Here is a 20,292-nt window from a genome sequence, read left to right as displayed (position 1 = left end):
CTGCCTTAAACTGACCGGAAGCGCAGCTTAAATTCCCCTTAAATTTGCAGGCGTTTTCCGCTGCTGCATAAAAAGTGTGGTATAGTAAAGGCGGGAAAGGAGAACTGCCCTTATGGATACCATTTATGATGCAAAGCTCCTGCTTGTGGACGACAACGCCGAGCTGCTGGCACTGCTGTGTGAGCAGCTGCGGGGCGCAGGATATGGCCATATCAGAACTGCCCAAAGCTGCACCGCTGCCCGCGCCTGTTTTGCGGCAGAGCAGCCGGAGCTGATGATCCTGGATATCAACCTGCCGGATGGGGATGGATTTTCGCTGTTCCGGGCGCTGCGGGCAAAAGCGGACGTTCCGGCGCTGTTCCTCTCCGCACGGGATGCGGATGCCGACCGTCTGTTCGGGCTGGGTCTTGGCGCAGATGACTACCTGACCAAGCCTTTTCTGATGCAGGAACTGCTGCTGCGGGTGCAGCATATTTTGCAGCGGGCGTACCGGGCAGAGCTGTCCCGTACAAAACCGGCACCTTTGCAGCTGGGGGAGCGGTGCGTAGACCTGAATGATGCCATTGTTACCCTGCCGGAGGGCAAAACACTGGCGCTGACTGCTACCGAGCTGGCGCTGCTGCGGAAATTGGCAGAGAACCGGGGACATATCGTTACCTACGATGCCCTTTGTGCGGCGGTCTGGGGCGCAGATTACTATGGCTACGAGAACAGTCTGGGGGTACATATCCGGACTATGGCTACGAGAACAGTCTGGGGGTACATATCCGGCATCTGCGGGAGAAGCTGGAAGCCGAACCCGGTGCGCCGCAGTTTCTGCGGACGGTGCGGGGCATTGGCTATAAGCTGACAAAGGGGGAAGAAGCATGAAAACCTTTGTGCGCCTGATCCGGCGGTATGTGCTGGCGGCGGTGGGCATCGTTCTGCTGCTGCTGTTTTCCGGTGTGGCAGTGCTGGGCTGGCTGGGTTGGCAGGAGGGCTGCCGCCTGCCGCAGCGGGAGTACTCCTCCAGCGAGATCGCAGATTCCATGGTGGAGACCGCCGAGGGGCTTGCCTTTGGGGCAGAACGCACCCCGCAGGAATGGATGAACGGCTACGAGTGGGCGATGGTGCTGGACGATGTGGGAAACATCCGCTGGAGCTACGGCCTTCCGCAGGATCTGAACCATGCCTACACTCCCGGCGATATCGCCAAATTTTCCCGCTGGTATCTGGCGGATTACCCGGTGTTCTGCTGGACAGAACCCTACGGACTGTTCGTCATCGGGCTGCCAAAGGGGAGCCTGTGGAAGTACAGCATTTACAGCTCACCGGATTTTGCTCTGAGCATGGTGCGGGTGCTCCCGGCGGCAGCGCTGGGATTGCTGCTGCTGGGTCTGGTTCTCTGCTTCTGGCTGAGTTGGCGGGGGGCAAAGCGGCTGGAGACCGTGGCAAACGGTCTGGATGAGCTGGCGCAGGGGCAGACTGTTCAACTGCCTACGGATGGTTTTGCCGGGGAACTGGCAGAAAAGCTGAACCAGACCGGGGCGCAGCTGCAAGCCAAAAATGAGATGCTCTCCCGGCGGGACAACGCCCGCACCCAGTGGATCGCAGGGGTCAGCCATGACGTGCGCACCCCGCTGGCGCTGATCTTAGGCTGGGCGGAGCAGCTGGAACAGGACGCACTTTTGCCGGACAGCTCCCGGCAGAAAGCGGCCGGCATCCGCACCCAGTGCGAAAAGCTGCGCACCCTCATTGATGACCTGAACCTGACCAGTAAGCTGGAATACGGTGCCCAACCCCTGCGCCGGAAAGACCTCCGGGCAGGGCCGCTGTTCCGGCAGCTGGTGGCGCAGTTTTGCGAAAGCCCGCTGGCAGAGCACTGCGGGATCACGCTGGAACAGGAAGAACCGGCAGAGCAGACGGTGCTTTCGGTGGATGAGGCGCTGATGGCACGGCTGCTGGAAAACCTGCTGAACAACAGCGTCCGGCATAACCCAAAGCCGGTGAACATTACCGTGTACACCCGGCGGGCAGGGGGGCGCTTCTGCCTGACCGTGGCAGATGACGGCATCGGCTATCCCCCTGCCGTTCTGGCGGCGCTGAACGCTGCGGAGCCTGCCGAAAACGCACCCCATATCCTCGGCCTGTATGTAGTGCAGCAGATTGCCGCTGCCCATGGCGGCAGGGCAGTGTTCGGGCAGAACACCCCCCACGGTGCCAAAGCGGTGGTGTACCTGCCGCTGGGCTGAAAAGTTATCGGAATCCTTGCTTTTCCCGGCCGGATTTCTTATACTTTGAACAAAGAAGTCTTTTTTGGTGCAAAACACAGGAGGAATCATGGCTGAAATTTCAAGTCTGCTGACATTGCAGGGCCAGCTTGCGCTGCTGACCCTCATTGGCTTTTTTCTGGCCCGCAAGGGCATCATCAATGCGCAGGGACGGAAGTGCCTGACCGACCTGCTCATCAATGTCATCCTGCCCGCGAACATCATCCAGTCGTTTCTGGTGGAGTTCAGCTGGGATGTGCTGAAGAGCAGTGCGTCGATCCTTGTGATCTCGCTGGCGCTGCAGATCGGCTGTGTGGTGCTGTGTGCTCTGGGCTACAACTGGCTGCCCTTTGCAAGGCGGAGCGTTTACCAGTATGGAACGGTCTGCTCCAACGGCGCGTTTCTGGGCAGCGCACTGGTGGACGGCATCTGGGGCAGCAGCGGCCTGCTGCTCAGCTCCATCTACCTTATCCCCCAGCGCGTGGCAATGTGGTCGGTGGGCGTGAGCTACTTTCTGCAGGACGAAAAGCCCGCTTCCAAAGAGGAGATGCGGGCAGACCGCAGGGCCGTGCTGCGGAAAACATTCACCCACCCCTGCATCCTGGCAGTCGTGGTGGGCATGGTGCTGATGGCCTCTCAGCTGCCGCTGCCCGGCTTTTTGGGCCGCACCGTCAAGAGCCTGAGCAATTGCAACATGGGTGTTTCCATGATCCTGATCGGTGCCATCATCGGCAGCAGCCGGATGGGCAGACTCTGGGATAAGGACTGCTTCCTCTACTGCCTCATCCGGTTGGGGCTCATCCCGGCGGCGGTGCTGCTGGGATGCAGACTCTGCGGCGCGGAGAGCCTTGTGACCGGTGTTTCCGTGGTGCTGGCCGCCATGCCCATGGGCGGTGTGACCGCCGTTCTGGCGGAAAAGTACGGCGGGGATTCCGCCTTTGCCAGCAAGTGCGTGGCGGTCTCCACGGTGCTCTCCCTCATCACCACACCGCTGTGGTGCATGGTCGTGTAAGGGTGAATGTGAAAAACGCCTTGTCAATGGCAATCATGGCCGAAGAATCACGGTTCTTTTTGTCCAATCGGCGAATAGCCTTTGCCGCCGGATGGTGATACAATAGGCAAGGTGTTGCGCGGCGGTGCCGCAGAATGCCGTAACATGACAAAAATAAGGAGAGCGCGTGGAAAATGGAACCATTTTATCTGATGCCCGGGCAGGAACGCTGTGAACAGTTTAAGGATGCGAACGGTGTGCCCAAAGTCCGCTACTCCTATTGTTCGCTGAACGGGGCGCTGTTCCGCTGTGTGAGCCGCAGCGTGGAAGAAGCCGAGCGCCTGTGCGAGGACTGGCTGGTGGGTCAGGACCGCTGCTACATCAACTGAAAAATGCACCCTCTGCTCCTTTGCGGAATAAGCTGTAAGAGAATCAGCTTATCGGCAAAGGAGTTTTTTTATATGATGAATGGCATCCTGCGTATCCAGACCTATCGGCCCCGGCAGTCGGCTCCGGTGGAGGGAGTGACGGTTGTGATCACCGGCAGCGGCTTCACGGCTCACCGCATCACCGATGCCGAGGGCAATGCCGAGGATGTGGCCATCTGTGCCCCGGCCTGTGCCCTCTCGCTGGACGAGAACAACACCACGACCCTGCCCTATGCCGTGTGCAGCCTGACGGCCAGAAAGCCGGGCTACCGCACCGTCCGCATCCAGGGCATCCAGATCTTTGCCGGGCAGGTCACGCTGGCCCGGCCTGAGATGATCCCGGACACCGAGGAGGGAAAAGACATTGCCAACCCGCCTGTGATCATCCCCACCCACGCTTTGTTTGCGGGGAACGGCGGCAGCGGCCCGTCCCCCACCGAGCACTGCACCGGCAGCCGGGTGCTGGACCGTGTCATCGTACCCAAAAATATTACGGTCCATCTGGGCAGGCCCGCCGCCTCGGCCCGGAACGTGACGGTGTCCTTCCGGGATTATATCGCCAATGTGGCTTCCAGCGAGGTCTACCCCACTTGGCCCATTGAAGCGTTGAAAGCGAACATCCACTGCCAGATCTCGCTGGCGCTCAACCGTATTTACACCGAGTGGTATCCCAGCAAGGGCTACACCTTCAATATCACCAACTCCACCAGCTACGACCAGTATTACGTCCATGGCCGCACTGTGTTCGATGTGATGGTAAAGCTGACGGATGACATCTTCAACACCTACATCCGCAAGACCGGCACCGTGAATCCCTACTACTCCGAATACTGTGACGGAAAGTCCGTTACCTGCCCGGGGCTCAAGCAGTGGGGCACGGTCACGCTGGCAAATCAGGGCTGCAATGCCCTGAGCATCCTCAAATATTACTACGGCAGCGATATCGAGATCGTCCGCACCAGCAACATCCAGTCCATCCCCAGAAGCTATCCGGGCTCTCCTCTCCGGCAGGGAGACCGGGGCACGGCGGTGTTCACCCTGCAGCGGCAGCTGAACCGCATCACCAAGGATTACCCCTTCCTCGGCCTGCTGACCGTGGACGGAGTCTTTGGCAGCAGGATGACCGAGACCGTGAAGAGATTCCAGAAGCAGTTCAACCTGACCGCTGACGGCGTGGTGGGGCGGCAGACCTGGTATAAGATCAGCTATATCTATGTCTCGGTGAAAGACCTTGCAGAGCTGACCAGCGAGGGCGAAACGGCTGCCGGAACCCTCTCGGACGGCACCTGGGGCGGCACCATCCTGCGCGTCGGCTCTTCCGGCAGCGCCGTGGAACAGCTGCAGTTCTGGCTGAACACCCTGGCCCAGTACGAGAGCAGCATCCCCTCCGTGACAGTGGATGGCGTGTACGGCAGCGGCACCGCCGGTGCGGTCCGGGCCTTCCAGCGAAGATACGGCCTGTCTGTGGACGGCGTGGTGGGCCGCGCCACCTGGACAGAACTCTACGATCAGTTCCGCAGCATCCAGTCCGACAACGGCAGGCCCAACGCCTACCCGGGCACGGCCCTGCGGCAGGGCAGCAGCGGGCAGAACGTCCGGCTGGTGCAGTTCTGGCTCAAGATCGCCCGCACGGTGTATCCCAGCCTGAACACCCTGACCGTGGACGGAAAATTCGGCGCAGGCACGGCGGCGGCAGTGCGGAGATTCCAGAGCTACTTCGGCCTGACCAGTGACGGCGTGGTGGGCCGCACGACCTGGAACAAGCTGTATGAGGTCTACAACGATATCGCCAACCGGCTGCTCACGGCCAGCCTGCGCCCTGGTGAGTATCCGGGCGTTCTGCGCCGGGGCAGCACCGGAACGGCAGTGCGGGAGCTGCAGTTCTACCTCTACCTGATGAGCGCCTACGAGAGCAGCATCCCCGTTGTTTCCATCGACGGCAGCTTCGGTGCGGCGACCGAGAATTCCGTGCGGGCCTACCAGCGCTTTGCGAAGCTGACGGTGGACGGTGTAGTAGGGCGGACGACCTGGAATTCTCTCTACGGTAAAGCAAGCATCCTGCGGGTGTCCGGCCCGGTGGTCACGCTGAAGCGCCTGCCTTACCCGGGCACACCGCTGGCAGTGGGGGCCACGGGGGATGCGGTGCTCTACTACAACCTCCTTTTGCAGCGCATTGCCTACTATTTCGACAGCGTGGAAAGCCCGCCCCTGTCTGACCGGTATACCGACGAGACGGCAGCCTCTACCCGCAGTGCACAGGCCCTGCTGGATCTGCCCGAGACCGGGGTCGCGGATGCAGAGACCTGGACGGCGGTGGAGGCCCTGAGCCTGCAGCTGGCCGCCGTTTCCCCCAACCCTGACCGGGATGCCGGGCAGGCCGATGCTTACCCGGGCCGCGCCATGAAAGAGGGGAGCGTTGGCCCGGATGTGGGGCAGATCGAACAGTGGCTCAATGGACGCTATATGCGGATCTGCGGCGAGGACTATGTGACCGAGAACTTCCGCTTCGGCCCGAAGGAAACAGAAGGTGTCCGGGCAGCACAGGAGCGGGCGGACCTGCTGGTGACGGGCACGGTGAACGAGGAGACCTGGGCTGCGCTCCGTGCCCAGAGCTGCGAATGCGAGGAGGGATGACGGATGGCACGGCTGCTGATCTACGATGCCTATGAGAACAAGGTGTACACCTACAACAGCCTGAACGAAAACGACCCGATGCCTTACAGCACCGAGCGCACCCTGACATTGCGGGAGTTCCGGGGAAAATCGGGGAGCCCGGTGCTCTGGACGACCATCGCCGCCATGGAGGCATGGAACCTGACCCGCCGCAAGTACGGCAAGGGCATCCCGGTGGGGTATGCCTTCCGGCGCATCTGGGAAGGCGGCCACGGCACCCGCAGCCAGCATTACGCCGGCGTGGCCTTTGATGTGGGCCAGAGCCTGACCCAGAGCCGGCGCACGGCCATCTATAGGGCCGCCCGGTCCACCGGAGCATGGGGCTATGTGGAGCCCCTGAGCCAGACCCCCACCTGGGTGCACTTTGACCGCCGCTACGGTACCCCGGCCTGCAGCGGCACCACAGCGGGCTACCCCACCCTGCGGCGTGGGAGCCGGGGCTGCTATGTGATGATCCTGCAGGACGCGCTTTCCACACTGGGGTACCAGACCGGCAGCCGCATCGACGGCCTGTTCGGCACCCGCACCGAGGAAGCCCTGAGAGGCTACCAGCGCCGCACCAGCCTGACGGTGGACGGCGTGTGTGGCTGCAACAGCTGGAAAAAGATCACGACAGCAGTGCTCGGCATCGGCAGAACAAAAACGACGATTGACTAAAAACAACCCTCTCCGTCATTGCGAAGTAATGACGGAGAGGGTTGTTTCTGTTATCTTCTATGGATCTTTCGGTTCGGTCTGCGCCCGTTCCACAGGTTGATGAACACCCACAGGCCGTAGACCGCCAAAGTGAGCAGGGAGAGGACGATGACCACCTTGAGATACAGGCTGTGGAAGAAGGCTTGCACCTTGGAGACCGTGAAAAGCAATGCGTTCTGGTGGACATCCTGCCCGGCAATGAGGTTCACCACGCCGATGGTCTCGCCTGCCAGCTTGAGCTCCACAGTGCCCACCACGTCGCCCTGCTGGATGGGGGCCGTGGCGTAATCGGGCAGGTGGAAATATTTCTGCGTCACCGAGCCATCCCCCGTGGAGGGCAGCAGGGTCATCATGCTGTCGGCGGGGTAGAGCTGCAGGGTGTCGGTATCGGAGGAGTATTTGACCGGGATCTCCGCCAGCGCCTGGTCGGTGTCCAGCGCGGCCTGGATGGAAAAGCTCTCGAACACCCAGTCGATGAGCTTGGTGGTCTCGCACAGCGCCGGGCGGCGGTTGGAATAGCCGTAATCATCGCAGGTGTCGGGGCTTTGCATGATGCAGAAGATGTAGGTGGCCCCGTCCTTGTTGGCCCACGAGACATAGCTCTGATCGCCGCTGTCGTTCTTGTAGGCCACCACGTCGCACATGCCGCCCTGCATGGCGCTGCGGTAGAACCTGCCGCCGCTGGTCTTGTTCAGGGCCACGTTCTGGCTCAGCAGCACAAAGCTCTTGGCATGCTTTTCCTTGGCCGGCATCGTGAAGGTGGGGGCGGCGGAGATCTCCTTGAAGGCATCAAAGCTCATCAGGTAGCGCAGGATCAGGTACATGTCCACGGCGGTGGTGGTGTTGCCGCTGTCCAGTCCGCAGGCATCTGTCCAGGTGCTGTTGGTGGTGCCGATGCGCTGGGAAAGGGCGTTCATCTGGCTCACCCAGCCCGCCAGATCGCCGCCCGAGAGCTCGTAGGCCAGACCCATGGCGGCCTCATTGGCGTTGCGCGTCACCATGGCGTAAAGGGCTTCCCGGTAGGTAAAGGTCTCGCCCGAGCGCATGTCGGCGTTGTCGGTGTTGTGGACATAGTCCGAGATGGCAAAGGGCATCGTGAATGTGTTGTCCAGCTGGTCGGCATAGTTGGTCAGCACCAGCGCAATGGTCATATATTTCGTCAGGCCCCCGGCGGACACCTGCTTCTCGCTGTCTTTTTCATAGACGATGATGTTGGTGTCGGTGTTCACGATATAGGCGCTCTGGGCTTTGACATCGTAGACCGTGCTGGGGTCGAACATGGCTCCGGCCGTCACGGCAAGGCAGCTGAACAGGACGGCAAGGGATAAAAGCAGTGCAAAAATACGTTTCATGTGGACAATTCCTTCAAAAAGCGATAATATATAAAATACGGGCGCTGCGCCCGGAAATGACAAAGAATGGCGAACAAAGATTCGCTCCTTTAATAATAACAGGTTTGCCGCGCAGAGACAAGGGTTTTGCCACGGTTTCACAAAGCGGCAGGAGGGGACTATGGTATATCTGACAGGCGACACCCACGGCGAGCTTGACCGCTTCAAGCACGGCAGGCTCCGCTGGCTGGGCAAACGGGACATTGTGGTGGTGCTGGGCGATTTCGGCTTTGTGTGGGATGGCAGCAAGGAGGAACAGAAAAAGCTCGACTGGCTGCGCAAGCGCCCCTATACCCTGCTTTTCCTTGATGGTGCCCACGAGAATTACGATCTGCTGGCCCAGTACCCCGTCGAGGAGCGGTTTGGCGGCAGGGTCCAGGCTTTGGGCGGCAATGTGTACCATGTCTGCCGTGGCAGCGTGCTGGAGCTGGAGGAAAAGAAATATCTCTGTTTCGGCGGCACTGAGAGCCCCGATAAGGAAGAGAGGGAGGCCGGATACAACTGGTGGCCGCAGGAGATGCCCAGCGATGAGGAATACGCCGCCTGTGAGGCCAATCTCGAAGCAAACGGCTGGCAGGTAGATTATGTGCTGACCCACGATGCTCCAAGCAGATTCCTTGATTTTACTTCCCTCGCGGTGGGCGAATCCAACCGCCTGCACCTGTTTCTTGATAAGGTCCTGCTGAAGCTGACCTACGAAAAGTGGTTCTTTGGCTGCTACCACAAGGATGTGGCCCTTTCCACCAAGAGCCGGTGCGTCTTTTGTGATGTCATCCCCATGGGCGAGCGCCACGCGAAGCGGTAAAAAGAAAAGGTGCCCATGACTTTCAGGCCGGTGGTGTACATCATAAAAAGACGAAGAAGATCGTGAACACTCTATTGGGTTCACCAATAAACAGCAGGAAGCCCCCTTGACAGTGTAATCGTCAGGGGGCTTTCTGCCTGCCAGGGGTTAGTTCTTGAGTGTCTGCGCCTTGCGCCAGATCTGGATCACTTCCCAGTAACTTACAGGAGCATCTGCAGTTTTATTGGAGGGAAGCAGCTGGTTCTCAGAAGCCCAGGTGAGAGCCTTCTGTGCGTCAGTGGCATCCGTGTCCAACGCAGCAGCGGGAACAGGCTTGCCGGCATCATCCCACACCAGTTCGGCAAGTTCGGTGGCATTGGCGGGGATCGCTGCGCCATCGGGGAGAATACGCTTCAGATAAAGCTCCGTACCGATTCGGCAGCCCTGCCATGTCAATACGGCGGCAGCACCAATGAACATAACGGTGCCCAGAATGCCAGAACCACCATCTTCGATGGAAGCGTCTTTTGTCATGGCTTCCATTGTTACACCCTTTTCACCTGCGGGCATTTGAAAGCGCAATGGATTTTGTTTGACATCAATCGAATCGTCCAAACCGCTGACCAACCATTGATCGAACGCAATGGCATCGCTGTGGCTGATGTAGGTGACAGTTACACTGGCGTTTTCAGGCACCTTTGCAACCAGATCACCAATCTCGTTTCTCTCAGCATGGATCTCTTCGCCATCATGCTCAATGAGAACGGCAGCATTCTTAATGGTCAGGGGATAAAGCTCTGCAGTGGGAACAATGGAAGCAGCTTTTTGATGAATTTCAAACGTGCCTCCGTCCACGATGGCAGAGATCAGATTGGGACTATTGGAGTGGATCTTTACCTTTACGGTATACCTGCCTGCTTTTGTGGGGGCAACGACTTCTTCTCCCATATCGTTGAGATAGACAAGCTCAAGTTTGATCTCGTCAGATTGTAAAAGAGCATTCAGCCTGCTGTCCGCCCGGACAGTCACTGTGGCCGTATGATCATTGCCTTCCTCTTCCACAGCGTCCTCTGGCAGGGTGACAGTGAGTTCGTTCTGGAAAGTATCATTGGTGATGGTGACGGGGTGGATCGTGATCTTTTCCGGAATGTCGATTCGGACGGTATCACCCTGAATGATTCGCAGGGTGTATGTTCCGGCATCTTTTGGAAGCTCATTGAATTCTTCTTCGTTTGAGGTGCCTGCGTTCCTGACATATCTTACAATGTAATCTGTGATGCGTGTATCCTTGGGCTCGATCCTGATATCGATATTGTCCCCATAGGAATAGTCCGCTAGACCGCTGATGGTGAAATCACCGGTGTCATAATTTGTGTGTTCGACAGTGGTCAGAGTTACGGCTGTATCATCCTGACCTGCAACAAAAGTATAGGTGGTATTGTCTGCACTCACAGTGCCGCTGCCCCCTGCCCAGGTATAACGATCTCTGTACTGAGGATCGCTGACGGTCAATTCCACTGTTTTACCGATTGTGACAATGAATTTGCCATCGTTGATGGGAACGCTGCTGCTATCAACTTTGGCGGTAACGGTACGGATGTCGCTGGTTACCGTAACATCAATAGAACCAGGTGCTACATGGACATTTTGTAGGCCAGAATCCGTGAAAATAGCGTTCCATTGAGAACGAGAGCCTGAATACTCTATGTTATTCAATGCTGTGCAATTGGAAAATGCTGACTCGGGAATTTTGGTTACACTGCTGGGAATCGCGATCCGTTCGAGCTGCTCGCAGCCAGCAAAAGCATCATCGAGGATCTGTGTTATACCCTCCGGGATATCGATGCTCTTTAAACTGATACAACCTGCAAAAACTGATTCCGGAAGTTCCGTTATCCTGCTTGAAAATTCAATGTCTTGCAGAGCTGGACAATTCATAAAGGCACCGGTTCCAATAGAGACCACGGAGTCTGGCATCTTCACAGATGCCAGATACGCACAAGAGTCAAAAGCATGAGTTTCAATTCGTGCCACACCATTGGGTATTTTGAAAGCAGGATCTTCCCTTTGAGAAGGATAACGAATTAAGGCGTAATCGCCATTTGCTGATTTTTCGTACAACACATTGTCTATTGCCGGATAGCTTTCGCTGTCTGATGTGATTGCTGAGAGAGCGAAACATTCAGAAAATGCATCGGTTCCGATCTGTGCCACATTGGCAGGAATATGAATTTGAGTCAATGCAGTTCCGGTAAAAGCCCGCTCTTCAATGGCAGTTACGCTGTCTGGAAGAGTAACGGTGTGCAAGCTGTAACAATAACGGAACATGCCGTCTGCAACGGATGTTACACCCTCTGGAATGGTGACAGTATCTAATTTTTCGCAGTGATGAAAAGATTCTGAACCGATCTCTGTTACAGAATCAAGAATGGGAATATCTGTCAATTCGCTGCAAAACATAAAGGCCTGGCGGCCAATCTTTTTCACGCAGGATGGTTTATTGTCATGAATAGTAACGCTTTTCAGTGAGGTGCAATTATAAAAAGCATTGCTGCCAATTTCTGTTACAGTGTCGGGGATCTGGACACTTGTCAGGACGTACTTGTAATTGCAGAACACCTGGTCTCCGATTTTTGATACAGGATATATGTAAGCACCATGTGTTACCTGAGCAGGGATCGTGATCCTATGTTCATTGCCCGTATACTTTGTTATTGTTGCAGTATTGTCAGCATTGAGGATAAACTGATAAGAACCATCTGTATATGCCATAGGGGAATCGCTTGCAAAAACAGTGACAGTGCCCACAGGGAAAAAGGTCAGCAGCATACTGAATGTCAGAAATAAGCTGAGTAGACGCTTTTTCATAAAAAAATCCTCCTTTGCATTTCGTAAAAGACTTGTCCGATGTGCGTCATAATGCGAATGAATATGACGCTTTATACAAAATATTTTACAGTAGATGAAAATATAAAGTCAATATAATGGGACATGCTTTGTGAGAGAACACAAAAACTGAGAATTTTTTTATACGGAAGATACAAAAAGAACCGAGTCCTGTGATATATATGGGCTTTTGCGCACTTCCCAATCAGGGATTCACGGGCATTGGGGGAGTGATTGGTACGTGCAGAGCTTTCCTGGAGCCTGTTGCAGCAGGTTCATTGAAGGCTCAGCATACAATAAAAAAATGAGATAGGCACCCCTTTCGGGGAAGTCTATCTCATCTTTTCATTGGCACTGTTTTGCAACAGCCCCTTCTCATTCTCTTTTACATTTTTTCGGGGACGTTGATCTTGAACATGGTCAGCACATTGAAGATAACGTTCTTCACACCGATGCACAGGGCCAGGCGGGCCTGCTGCACGGCGGGGTCTGCACCCTGGATGCGGCAGTTGCCGTAGAAGCGGTGGAAGGCGCTTGCCAGATCAATGACAAAGCGGTTGATGCGGCTGGGGTCGTACTTCTCGGCAGCCATAACGATCTCCTGCGGGAAGGCGGCCAGCATCCGGATCAGGTCCATCTCGCTGGGGTCGGTCAGCAGGGTGGCATCTACCTGCTCGGCACCGGCAAAGGCCACGCCCTCGCTCTCCATCTTCTTGAGGATGGAGCAGATGCGGGCGTGTGCGTACTGGACATAGTACACGGGGTTGTCGTTGTCGGTCTTGACGGCCTGGTCCAGGTCAAAGTCGATGCCGCTGCCTGCGTCGTGCATGTTGAACAGGAAGCGTGCGCTGTCGATGGGCACTTCCTCCAGCAGGTCGGTCAGGGTGATGGCGTTGCCGGTGCGCTTGGACATCCGGACAGGCTGACCGTCACGCATCAGGTTGACCATCTGCATCAGCACAACATCCAGATCGTTGCCGTTCAGGCCGATGGCATCCATGGCACCCTTCATGCGGGCAACGTGGCCGTGGTGGTCGGCACCCCAGACATCAATGGCCTTGGCAAAGCCGCGGGTGGCCAGCTTGTTGTAGTGGTAGGCAATGTCGGCGGCAAAGTAGGTGGGGATGCCGTTTGCGCGGACGAGGACTTCGTCCTTGGCTTCCTCCTCGGTGCCGTCCTCGGTCTTTTTCTTGTTGACGGTGCCGTACTTGGCGGCGTACTGGGCGCTGCGGTACATGATGGCACCATCCTCGGCCTTGTAGCAGGCTCCCAGCTCCAGCAGCTTGTTCACAACATCCAGGACAGCGCCGGATTCGTGCAGGGTGCTCTCGTGGAACCAGACATCGTAATCGATGCGGTACTTGCCCAGGTCGCGCTTGAGGGCCGCAATGTTCTTGGGCAGGGCGTAATCCACCAGGGCGTTCTTCAGGGTCTCAAAGGCTTCGCTGGCAAAGAGGGCCTCTTCGTCCAGCCCAGAGCAGGCTGCAACGTACTTGTCGCCGTTGATCTCGGCAAACTCACCGGCCAGCACCTTGATGTCGCCGCCCTGATAGCACTCAGCGGGCAGGGGATAGGCTTCCTCGCCGCAGAACTGCTGCAGATAGCGGACGGCCAGGCTCTTGCCGAATTTCTGGATCTGGTTGCCTGCATCGTTGATGTAGAACTCGCGGGTCACATCATAGCCGGACCAGTCCAGCACAGCGGCCAGGCAGTCGCCCAGAGCGCCGCCGCGGGCGTTGCCCATGTGCATGGGGCCGGTGGGGTTGGCAGAAACGAACTCCACATTGTACTTGGCACCCTTGCCGTGGTCGGTGCGGCCGTACTCCTTGTTGGAGCAGGCACCCAGCACCACGCTGGCCCAGAAGGAGGGCGCGAGGAACAGGTTGATGAAGCCGGGGCCGGCCACTTCCACCTTGGCAAACACGCTGTGCTCGATGGAAGGCAGGTGGGCCAGAAGGGCATCGGCAATCATCTTGGGGGCCTTGCGCCAGGTGCGGGCACCGGCCATGGCCAGATTGGAAGCGATGTCACCGTTCTTGGTGTCGGCAGGGATCTCCACGATAAAAGCGGGCAGCTCGGCCTCGGCCAGAGTGCCGTCGGCCATGGCGGCCTTGGCAGCCTCAGTCAGCAGAGCGCGGGCCTCAGCCAGTGCCGCTGCCCGGGGGTTGTAGTTCTGATAGGTCTTTTCAAAGTCTGTCATAATTTTTATCCTTTCACGGGCTCACCCTCTCAGGCCGCTTCGCGTCCAGCTCTCCCAAAGGGCGAGCTTTTGACAAAACCACAAACTCTATAATTTCTGTCAAGACCTCCCACTTTGGGGGAGGTGGCATCGCGCAAGCGATGACGGAGAGGGTGAGGATGTTCAGTTGATGTGCTCGACCTGGATCTCAAGCGTTGTCCGATTGATGAGCGCCGTGGGGTCATCGGCATCCAGCAGATAGCTGAACTTTGCCGTGCCGCCCGCAGGCTCCGAGAGGTCGCACGCGATGCCGTCGCCGGTTACGCCCAGCGTAATGGGGCCGACCTCGGTCTCGTAGTAGCAGATGTTCCGGTAATCCCGCTGGATGACCAGCTGAGTGTTGATCTTGCCAAAGCGGAGCAGGGCCACCCGGCTGCCGTCCTCGGCGATCTTGATGGTGGTGGTGCAGCCCGCAAAGCCGATAGTCTCCGTCTCCTTATAGCTAATATAATAGGAACCGGCTTTTTTCAGGAAGCTGCCATAGGTCATCAGCTCGATCTTGTCTGTCTCCTCGGCGGGGAGGGGCTCCGTGTGCTCGAACTGCTCCGAGACGCTCCGGATCAGGATGCGGTAATCTTCGTTGTGTGCAGTGCTCACAGTTTTGTGTTCCTTCACTTTAATATTTGTCAATGGCGATCTGCTCCACCTCGCCGCCCTTGTACTCGCCCAGGAACAGGTCGGCTGTCTGCACGAACCCGTCCGGCGCGTCACTGACATAGAAATGGGCCTGCCCGGCGGGGTGGTCGGCCTTGAGCCCCCGCTCGCTCAGGATGCGTTCCAGATGGTGGGCGGCAGTTTTGGCCGGGTCCACCAGCACCACGTTCCGGCCCATGAACTCACCGATCATGGTCTTGATCAGGGGATAGTGGGTACAGCCCAGGATCAGGGTGTCCACCCCGGCATCCCGGATCTCCGTCAGGTACTGGGCAATGACCAGCTTGGTGATCTCCTGCTTGTCCGGGGCACTGTGATCCACATAGCCCGCTTCCACCAGCGGCACAAAGAGCGGGCAGGGACGGGCGGTGATCTCCACACCGGGTACCAGCCTGCGCAGGAGCGTCTCATAGCTACGGGAGCGGATGGTGGCTGCAGTGCCGATGACACCGATGCGCCGGTTCCGGGTGGAAAAGGCAGCCTCCCGGGCGGCGGCATCCACCACGCCCAGATAAGGCACCGGGAGCTTTTCGGCCTCAGCGGCGGGGTAGGTGCTGGACACCGTGCCGCAGGCCGCCATGATGCACTTGACATCCTTGGAGAGCAGGAACGCGATGTCCTGCCGGGCATATTGCAGGATGGTCTCCGGGCTGCGGCTGCCGTAGGGCACCCGGCCGGTGTCGCCAAAGTAGACGATGTTTTCGTGGGGCAGCCGCCTGCGCAGCTCCCGCACGCCGGTCAGGCCGCCCAGGCCGCTGTCAAATACGCCGATGGGGCGGTTATCCATGCTGCTTTTCCGTCCTTTCCAGCGCAAGTTCGATCAGGTGATCGATCAGGGCGGGCACGGGAGTGCCCTCGTGCTCCATGAGCTTGGGGTACATGCTGATGGGGGTGAAGCCGGGGAAGGTATTGATCTCGTTGATCATCACCCGGTTGGTGCCGTGCTCTACAAAGAAGTCGCAGCGGGCCAGGCCCTCGCAGTTCAGGGCGGTGTAGGCCATGGCGGCGTAGGTCTTGACCTCGTCCAGCTTTTCCTCGCTGAGTCTGGCTGGGATGACCACCTGGCTGACCCCGTTCTTGTACTTGTCGTCGTAGGTGTAAAACTCGGCACCGGCCAGGATCTCACCCGGGCGGGTGGCCACGGCAGGGTCAGAGCCGATGACGGCGCACTCGACCTCGTGGCCGTCCACAAAGGCCTCGAACACCACCTTGTGGTCGTTTTCAAGGGCCAGTGCAATGGCCTGCTTGAGCTCATCCCGGTCGTGGGCCTTGGTGATGCCCACGCTGGAACCGGCGTTGGCAGGCTTGACGAAGATGGGCCAGCCCAGCTTGGCAATGGCACCGTCACACACGCCGTCCAGGTCGCTCTCGATCTCCCAGCGGCAGGCGCTCAGCCACTTGGTGTGGGGGATGCCGGCGGCATCAAACAGGGCGTTGGCCACGGCCTTGTCCATGCAGACAGCGCTTGCCAGCACGCCGCAGCCCACATAGGGGATGCCGGCCAGCTCCAGCAGGCCCTGCACGGTGCCGTCCTCGCCCCACAGGCCGTGGAGCGCGGGGATGACCACATCCACGTGCAGCTTTTCCACCTGACCGGACGAGGTGAACAGGATCATGCCGTGGTCGGCGCGGTCGGGGCTGATGACGCAGGGCATGTTGCCGGGCAGCTCTTCCCAGCTGCCGTCGGCCATCTGGGCGCTGGTGGCCTCGGTGCACAGCCAGCGGCCCTCCCGGGTGATGCCCACGGTCAGCACCTCGTAGCGGGCGCGGTCCAGGTTATCCACAAAGGTACCGGCGGACACGCGGCTGACCTCGTGCTCGCTGGACATGCCGCCAAACAGCACGACGACACAGAGTTTATCTTCAGATTGCATCATGATCTCTCCTGATCTTATGGCCGGAAGGGGCGCTTTGCCCGGGGCCGGATTTTCTATAAGCAGTTATAGACACTTTATTATACTATATCTATGCGGCGGATTCAAGGCGTAGGCCAAAACAGGCAGGAGAGAAAAAATTCAAAAAAGTCTCAAAAACGCAAAAAATCCGCTTGACGAATGGCAAAACGCGTGATACAATGATATCACCTCTTTTGCGGGGTTATTAAGTGCGCCCTGTTTTTAGGGCGTGCACCGCAAGCCGAGGGAGGTTCAAAACAACCGTTATAATGGAGGTGTCAACAAATGACCGTTAAAATCACTCTGGCCTGCACCGAGTGCAAGCAGCGCAACTACAACACCACGAAGAACAAGAAGAACAACCCCGATCGTCTTGAGATGAAGAAGTACTGCCGTTTCTGCAAGAAGCACACGGTTCACCGCGAGACGAAGTAAGAAAGGCGGACGCATCATGGCAGACAAAACCGAGAAAAAGCCGGGCTTTGTAGCCAGAATGAAGGGCTTTGGCGCAAACATCGCCAAGTTCTTCCGCGACACGAAGAGCGAACTGAAGAAGGTCGTGTGGCCGTCTAAGGCGGACGTTAAGACCAACACCATCGTCGTGCTCGTGACCGTGGCGATCGCAGCCGTCGTGATGATTGCGCTGGATGCCATTTTCGGCGGCATCCTGGGCCTGATCATCGGCGCATGATTCATCTTGAAACGGAGGCTTAACCAAAATGGAAGAACAGACCAATGAGGCCCTTTGGTATGTAGTCCACACCTATTCCGGTTACGAGAATAAGGTTGCGAACGACCTACAGACCATGGTGGAAAACCGCCATCTGCAGGACCTGATCTGTGATATCAAGGTTCCTACCGAGATGGTGCCTGAGATCAAGGACGGCAAGGAGCGTATGGTGGAGCATAAGCTGTTCCCCGGCTACGTTCTGGTCAAGATGGTCATGAACGACGATACCTGGTATGTGGTGCGCAACACGCGCGGCTGCACCGGTTTCGTCGGTCCCGCATCCAAGCCCGTTCCCCTCTCTGCTGAGGAAGTGGAGAAGATGGGCGTTGAAAAGGCGGCTCCGCTGACCGTCGATTTCAATGTCGGCGATACCGTGCAGATCACCGCCGGCCCGCTGGAAGGCTTTATGGGCCTTGTGGAGGGCATTGATACCGAGAGCTTCAAAGTCAAGCTCAAGGTCAACATGTTTGGCCGCGAGACACCCGCAGAAGTGGATATCGCGCAGGTCGAGCTGCCGTAACCAACCGGCATCCGTTTACCAAGGTAAGACCGCAGTGCGGTTCTTATAGAGCGTGTGCATCGTGTACGCGCTCGTGGGAGGCGTGGGGAGACCACGCCGCAACTCACCACAGATTTTTGGAGGTGCATTTACTATGGCACAGAAAGTTACTGGCTACATTAAGCTGCAGATCGAGGCCGGCAAGGCGACTCCGGCTCCCCCTGTTGGCCCTGCTCTGGGTCAGAAGGGCGTTAACATCATGGCCTTCACCAAGGAGTTCAACGAGCGTACCAAGAACCAGATGGGTTATGTTATCCCCGTCGTCATCACCGTTTACGCTGACCGCTCCTTCAGCTTCATTACCAAGACTCCTCCGGCTGCCGTTCTGATCAAGAAGGCTGCTGGCATCAACACCGCTTCCGGCAAGCCCAACAAGGAAAAGGTTGCTACTCTGACCGCCGCTCAGGTGGAAGAGATCGCCAAGACCAAGATGCCCGACCTGAACGCCGCTTCTCTGGAAGCTGCATGCAGCATGGTCCGTGGCACCTGCCGCTCCATGGGCGTTACCGTCGAGGGCTGAGACACAAACAGTGGGAGGGCATAACACTGCCCGCATGACCACATAGGAGGATATACAATGAAACATGGCAAGCACTATGTCGATGCTGCTAAGCAGGTCGATTTTTCTAAGCTGTATGATATGAACGAGGCTCTGGAGCTGGCTTGCAAGACCGCTTCCGCCAAGTTCGACGAGACCGTTGAGCTGCACGTCCGCCTGGGCGTTGACGGCCGCCACGCTGACCAGCAGGTCCGCGGCGCTGTTGTTCTGCCCAACGGCACCGGCAAGACCGTCCGCGTCTGCGCCATTGCTAAGGGCGCTGCTGCCGCTGCTGCTGAGGCAGCCGGCGCTGACATCGTGGGTGATGACGAGCTGATCGCACGCATCGCCGGCGGTTTCATGGACTTCGACGTTGTTGTCACCACCCCCGACATGATGGGCCGCGTTGGCCGTCTTGGTAAGGTTCTGGGCCCCCGCGGCCTGATGCCCAACCCCAAGGCCGGTACCGTTGCTCCCGACCTGGGCAAGGCTGTTACCGAGGCTAAGGCTGGTAAGATCGAGTACCGTCTGGACAAGCAGAACATCATCCACGTTCCTGTGGGCAAGGCATCCTTTGGCGCTGAGAAGCTGTACACCAACCTGGATACCGTGATGAGCGCTATTGCAAAGGCAAAGCCCGCTGCTGCAAAGGGTACCTACTTCAAGAGCGCTACCATCGCCACCACCATGGGCCCTGGCATCCGTCTGAACACCCTGAAGTACGGTGTCTAATTTGAAGCTTTGATGTTTTTTCTGTCATCCTGACGGATGACAGAAAAAATCTTTAAAAATTCAAAAAAGCGCTTGACAACACCGCGCGTTTGCGGTAAAATAATGATGCTGTTTTTGAGACAGCAGGTGCTGGAGTCCAGCGTAAGGTACAAACCGCCTGCCGAGAAACGCGCGTAAAGTTGTTTTATGCCTCTTTCTCGACACAGTGCGGGAAAGAGGCTTTTTCGTTGCTCCGGCTTTCGATACAAGTTTTTGAAATGAGGTGAAACCGAATGCCCAGTGCAAAGATTCTTTCTGAAAAGCAGGCTTATGTCGCTGATCTGAAGGCAAAGTTTGAGAGTGCGGTTTCCGGCTGCGTCGTCGCTTACGGCGGTATCAACGTCGAGAACGACACCAAGCTCCGCAAGGAGCTGCGTGAGGCAGGCGTTGATTACATGGTCGTGAAGAACACCATGCTGCGTCTGGCTGTCAAGGGTACCTCCCTGGAGGGCCTGGCTGAGAACTTCAAGGGTGACACTGCTGTTGCCTTTGCTCACGAAGAAGACCCCATGTCCGCTGCCCGCATCCTGTGCAAGTACCAGGATGGCGATAAGTCCAAGAAGTTCGTCGTGAAGGCTGGCTTCATGGAAGGCAAGGTCATGGACGCTGCCGAGACCAACGCCATCGCAAAGCTGCCCAACCGCGAGGGTATGCTGTCCATGTTCGCAGGTGCTCTTACCAGCACTCTGTCCGGTCTGGCTGTTGCTATGCAGGCCTACGCCGACAAGCAGGAGGAGCCCGCTGCCTGATGGCTGCGTGACCGCTGCTTAACACAAAACTGAAACAAACAAAAACCATTGATATTGGA

Annotated in this window: 18 protein-coding genes, 1 pseudogene and 1 other annotated feature; of the genes and pseudogenes, 13 read left to right on the top strand and 6 right to left on the bottom strand. The window is 57.7% G+C overall.

Annotated elements, in window-relative coordinates:
- Positions 1–112: 112 nt before the first annotated feature.
- The 6 genes and pseudogenes from J3353_RS01250 (at position 113) to J3353_RS01225 (ending at position 6,998) form a co-directional block, all read left to right on the top strand.
- Positions 113–870, top strand: a pseudogene (locus J3353_RS01250) (response regulator transcription factor).
- The gene (locus tag J3353_RS01245) at positions 867–2,231 is read left to right on the top strand and encodes a sensor histidine kinase KdpD (RefSeq protein WP_207683924.1); all 1,365 of its coding nucleotides are present in this window, start codon (positions 867–869) and stop codon (positions 2,229–2,231) included. The pseudogene J3353_RS01250 and the gene J3353_RS01245 overlap by 4 nt, the downstream one beginning before the upstream one ends.
- 88 nt (positions 2,232–2,319) lie before the next feature.
- Positions 2,320–3,261, top strand: coding sequence for an AEC family transporter (locus J3353_RS01240; protein ID WP_207683923.1), 942 nt, complete (start codon positions 2,320–2,322; stop codon positions 3,259–3,261).
- A 173-nt stretch (positions 3,262–3,434) separates the two neighbouring features.
- Positions 3,435–3,629, top strand: a complete 195-nt coding sequence (locus tag J3353_RS01235) for a DUF3873 family protein (RefSeq protein ID WP_005931230.1) — start codon at positions 3,435–3,437, stop codon at positions 3,627–3,629.
- Positions 3,630–3,701: 72 nt separating this feature from the next.
- Positions 3,702–6,302, top strand: coding sequence for a peptidoglycan-binding protein (locus J3353_RS01230; protein ID WP_207683922.1), 2,601 nt, complete (start codon positions 3,702–3,704; stop codon positions 6,300–6,302).
- A 3-nt stretch (positions 6,303–6,305) separates the two neighbouring features.
- Positions 6,306–6,998, top strand: coding sequence for a peptidoglycan-binding protein (locus tag J3353_RS01225; protein ID WP_117504622.1), 693 nt, complete (start codon positions 6,306–6,308; stop codon positions 6,996–6,998).
- Positions 6,999–7,048: 50 nt separating this feature from the next.
- Here J3353_RS01225 and J3353_RS01220 read toward each other — a convergent pair whose 3' ends face one another.
- Positions 7,049–8,389, bottom strand: a complete 1,341-nt coding sequence (locus J3353_RS01220; protein ID WP_207683921.1) for a D-alanyl-D-alanine carboxypeptidase family protein — start codon at positions 8,387–8,389, stop codon at positions 7,049–7,051.
- A 160-nt stretch (positions 8,390–8,549) separates the two neighbouring features.
- Between J3353_RS01220 and J3353_RS01215 the strand changes: the two genes are divergently transcribed.
- On the top strand, positions 8,550–9,233 hold the full coding sequence (locus J3353_RS01215; protein ID WP_207683920.1) for a metallophosphoesterase: 684 nt from the start codon (positions 8,550–8,552) through the stop codon (positions 9,231–9,233).
- Between the two features lie 147 nt (positions 9,234–9,380).
- Here J3353_RS01215 and J3353_RS01210 read toward each other — a convergent pair whose 3' ends face one another.
- From J3353_RS01210 to J3353_RS01190, 5 genes are all read right to left on the bottom strand, one after another.
- Positions 9,381–12,080 (bottom strand): leucine-rich repeat domain-containing protein, encoded by a 2,700-nt coding sequence (locus J3353_RS01210; protein ID WP_207683919.1) that lies wholly within the window; start codon positions 12,078–12,080, stop codon positions 9,381–9,383.
- 403 nt (positions 12,081–12,483) lie between these two features.
- On the bottom strand, positions 12,484–14,298 hold the full coding sequence (argS, locus tag J3353_RS01205; protein ID WP_117476006.1) for an arginine--tRNA ligase: 1,815 nt from the start codon (positions 14,296–14,298) through the stop codon (positions 12,484–12,486).
- A 162-nt stretch (positions 14,299–14,460) separates the two neighbouring features.
- Positions 14,461–14,934, bottom strand: a complete 474-nt coding sequence (locus J3353_RS01200; protein ID WP_370569143.1) for a DUF1934 domain-containing protein — start codon at positions 14,932–14,934, stop codon at positions 14,461–14,463.
- A gap of 19 nt (positions 14,935–14,953) precedes the next feature.
- A complete protein-coding gene (murI, locus tag J3353_RS01195) occupies positions 14,954–15,778 on the bottom strand; it encodes a glutamate racemase (RefSeq protein ID WP_207683918.1) in 825 nt (274 codons plus the stop codon).
- Positions 15,771–16,865: a D-alanine--D-alanine ligase family protein gene (locus J3353_RS01190; protein ID WP_207683977.1), complete on the bottom strand. Its 1,095-nt coding sequence runs from the start codon at positions 16,863–16,865 to the stop codon at positions 15,771–15,773. The genes murI and J3353_RS01190 overlap by 8 nt, the downstream gene beginning before the upstream one ends.
- Before the next feature lie 306 nt (positions 16,866–17,171).
- On the opposite strand from J3353_RS01190, the gene rpmG reads away from it, so the two are divergent.
- The 6 genes from rpmG (at position 17,172) to rplJ (ending at position 20,233) form a co-directional block, all read left to right on the top strand.
- Positions 17,172–17,321, top strand: a complete 150-nt coding sequence (gene rpmG / locus J3353_RS01185; RefSeq protein WP_005920501.1) for a 50S ribosomal protein L33 — start codon at positions 17,172–17,174, stop codon at positions 17,319–17,321.
- 16 nt (positions 17,322–17,337) lie between these two features.
- Positions 17,338–17,577, top strand: coding sequence for a preprotein translocase subunit SecE (gene secE, locus J3353_RS01180; RefSeq protein ID WP_005931188.1), 240 nt, complete (start codon positions 17,338–17,340; stop codon positions 17,575–17,577).
- 28 nt (positions 17,578–17,605) lie between these two features.
- Positions 17,606–18,136 carry a transcription termination/antitermination protein NusG gene (gene nusG, locus J3353_RS01175; RefSeq protein WP_005931184.1) on the top strand — a complete coding sequence of 177 codons (531 nt, stop codon included), beginning with the start codon at positions 17,606–17,608 and terminating at the stop codon, positions 18,134–18,136.
- A gap of 133 nt (positions 18,137–18,269) precedes the next feature.
- Positions 18,270–18,695 (top strand): 50S ribosomal protein L11, encoded by a 426-nt coding sequence (gene rplK / locus J3353_RS01170; protein WP_005931181.1) that lies wholly within the window; start codon positions 18,270–18,272, stop codon positions 18,693–18,695.
- 57 nt (positions 18,696–18,752) lie between these two features.
- Positions 18,753–19,445, top strand: a complete 693-nt coding sequence (rplA, locus tag J3353_RS01165) for a 50S ribosomal protein L1 (RefSeq protein WP_005931176.1) — start codon at positions 18,753–18,755, stop codon at positions 19,443–19,445.
- A 95-nt stretch (positions 19,446–19,540) separates the two neighbouring features.
- Positions 19,541–19,680: a sequence feature (ribosomal protein L10 leader region), on the top strand.
- 37 nt (positions 19,681–19,717) lie between these two features.
- The gene (gene rplJ / locus J3353_RS01160; protein WP_005931168.1) at positions 19,718–20,233 is read left to right on the top strand and encodes a 50S ribosomal protein L10; all 516 of its coding nucleotides are present in this window, start codon (positions 19,718–19,720) and stop codon (positions 20,231–20,233) included.
- Positions 20,234–20,292 lie beyond the last annotated feature (59 nt).

Origin of the sequence: Faecalibacterium sp. Marseille-Q4137 (assembly GCF_017377535.1) — a bacterium.
GTDB lineage: Bacteria > Bacillota > Clostridia > Oscillospirales > Ruminococcaceae > Faecalibacterium > Faecalibacterium duncaniae.
The sequence above is the reverse complement of the archived record's forward strand: the minus strand, read 5'-3'. Positions and strand labels throughout refer to the sequence as shown.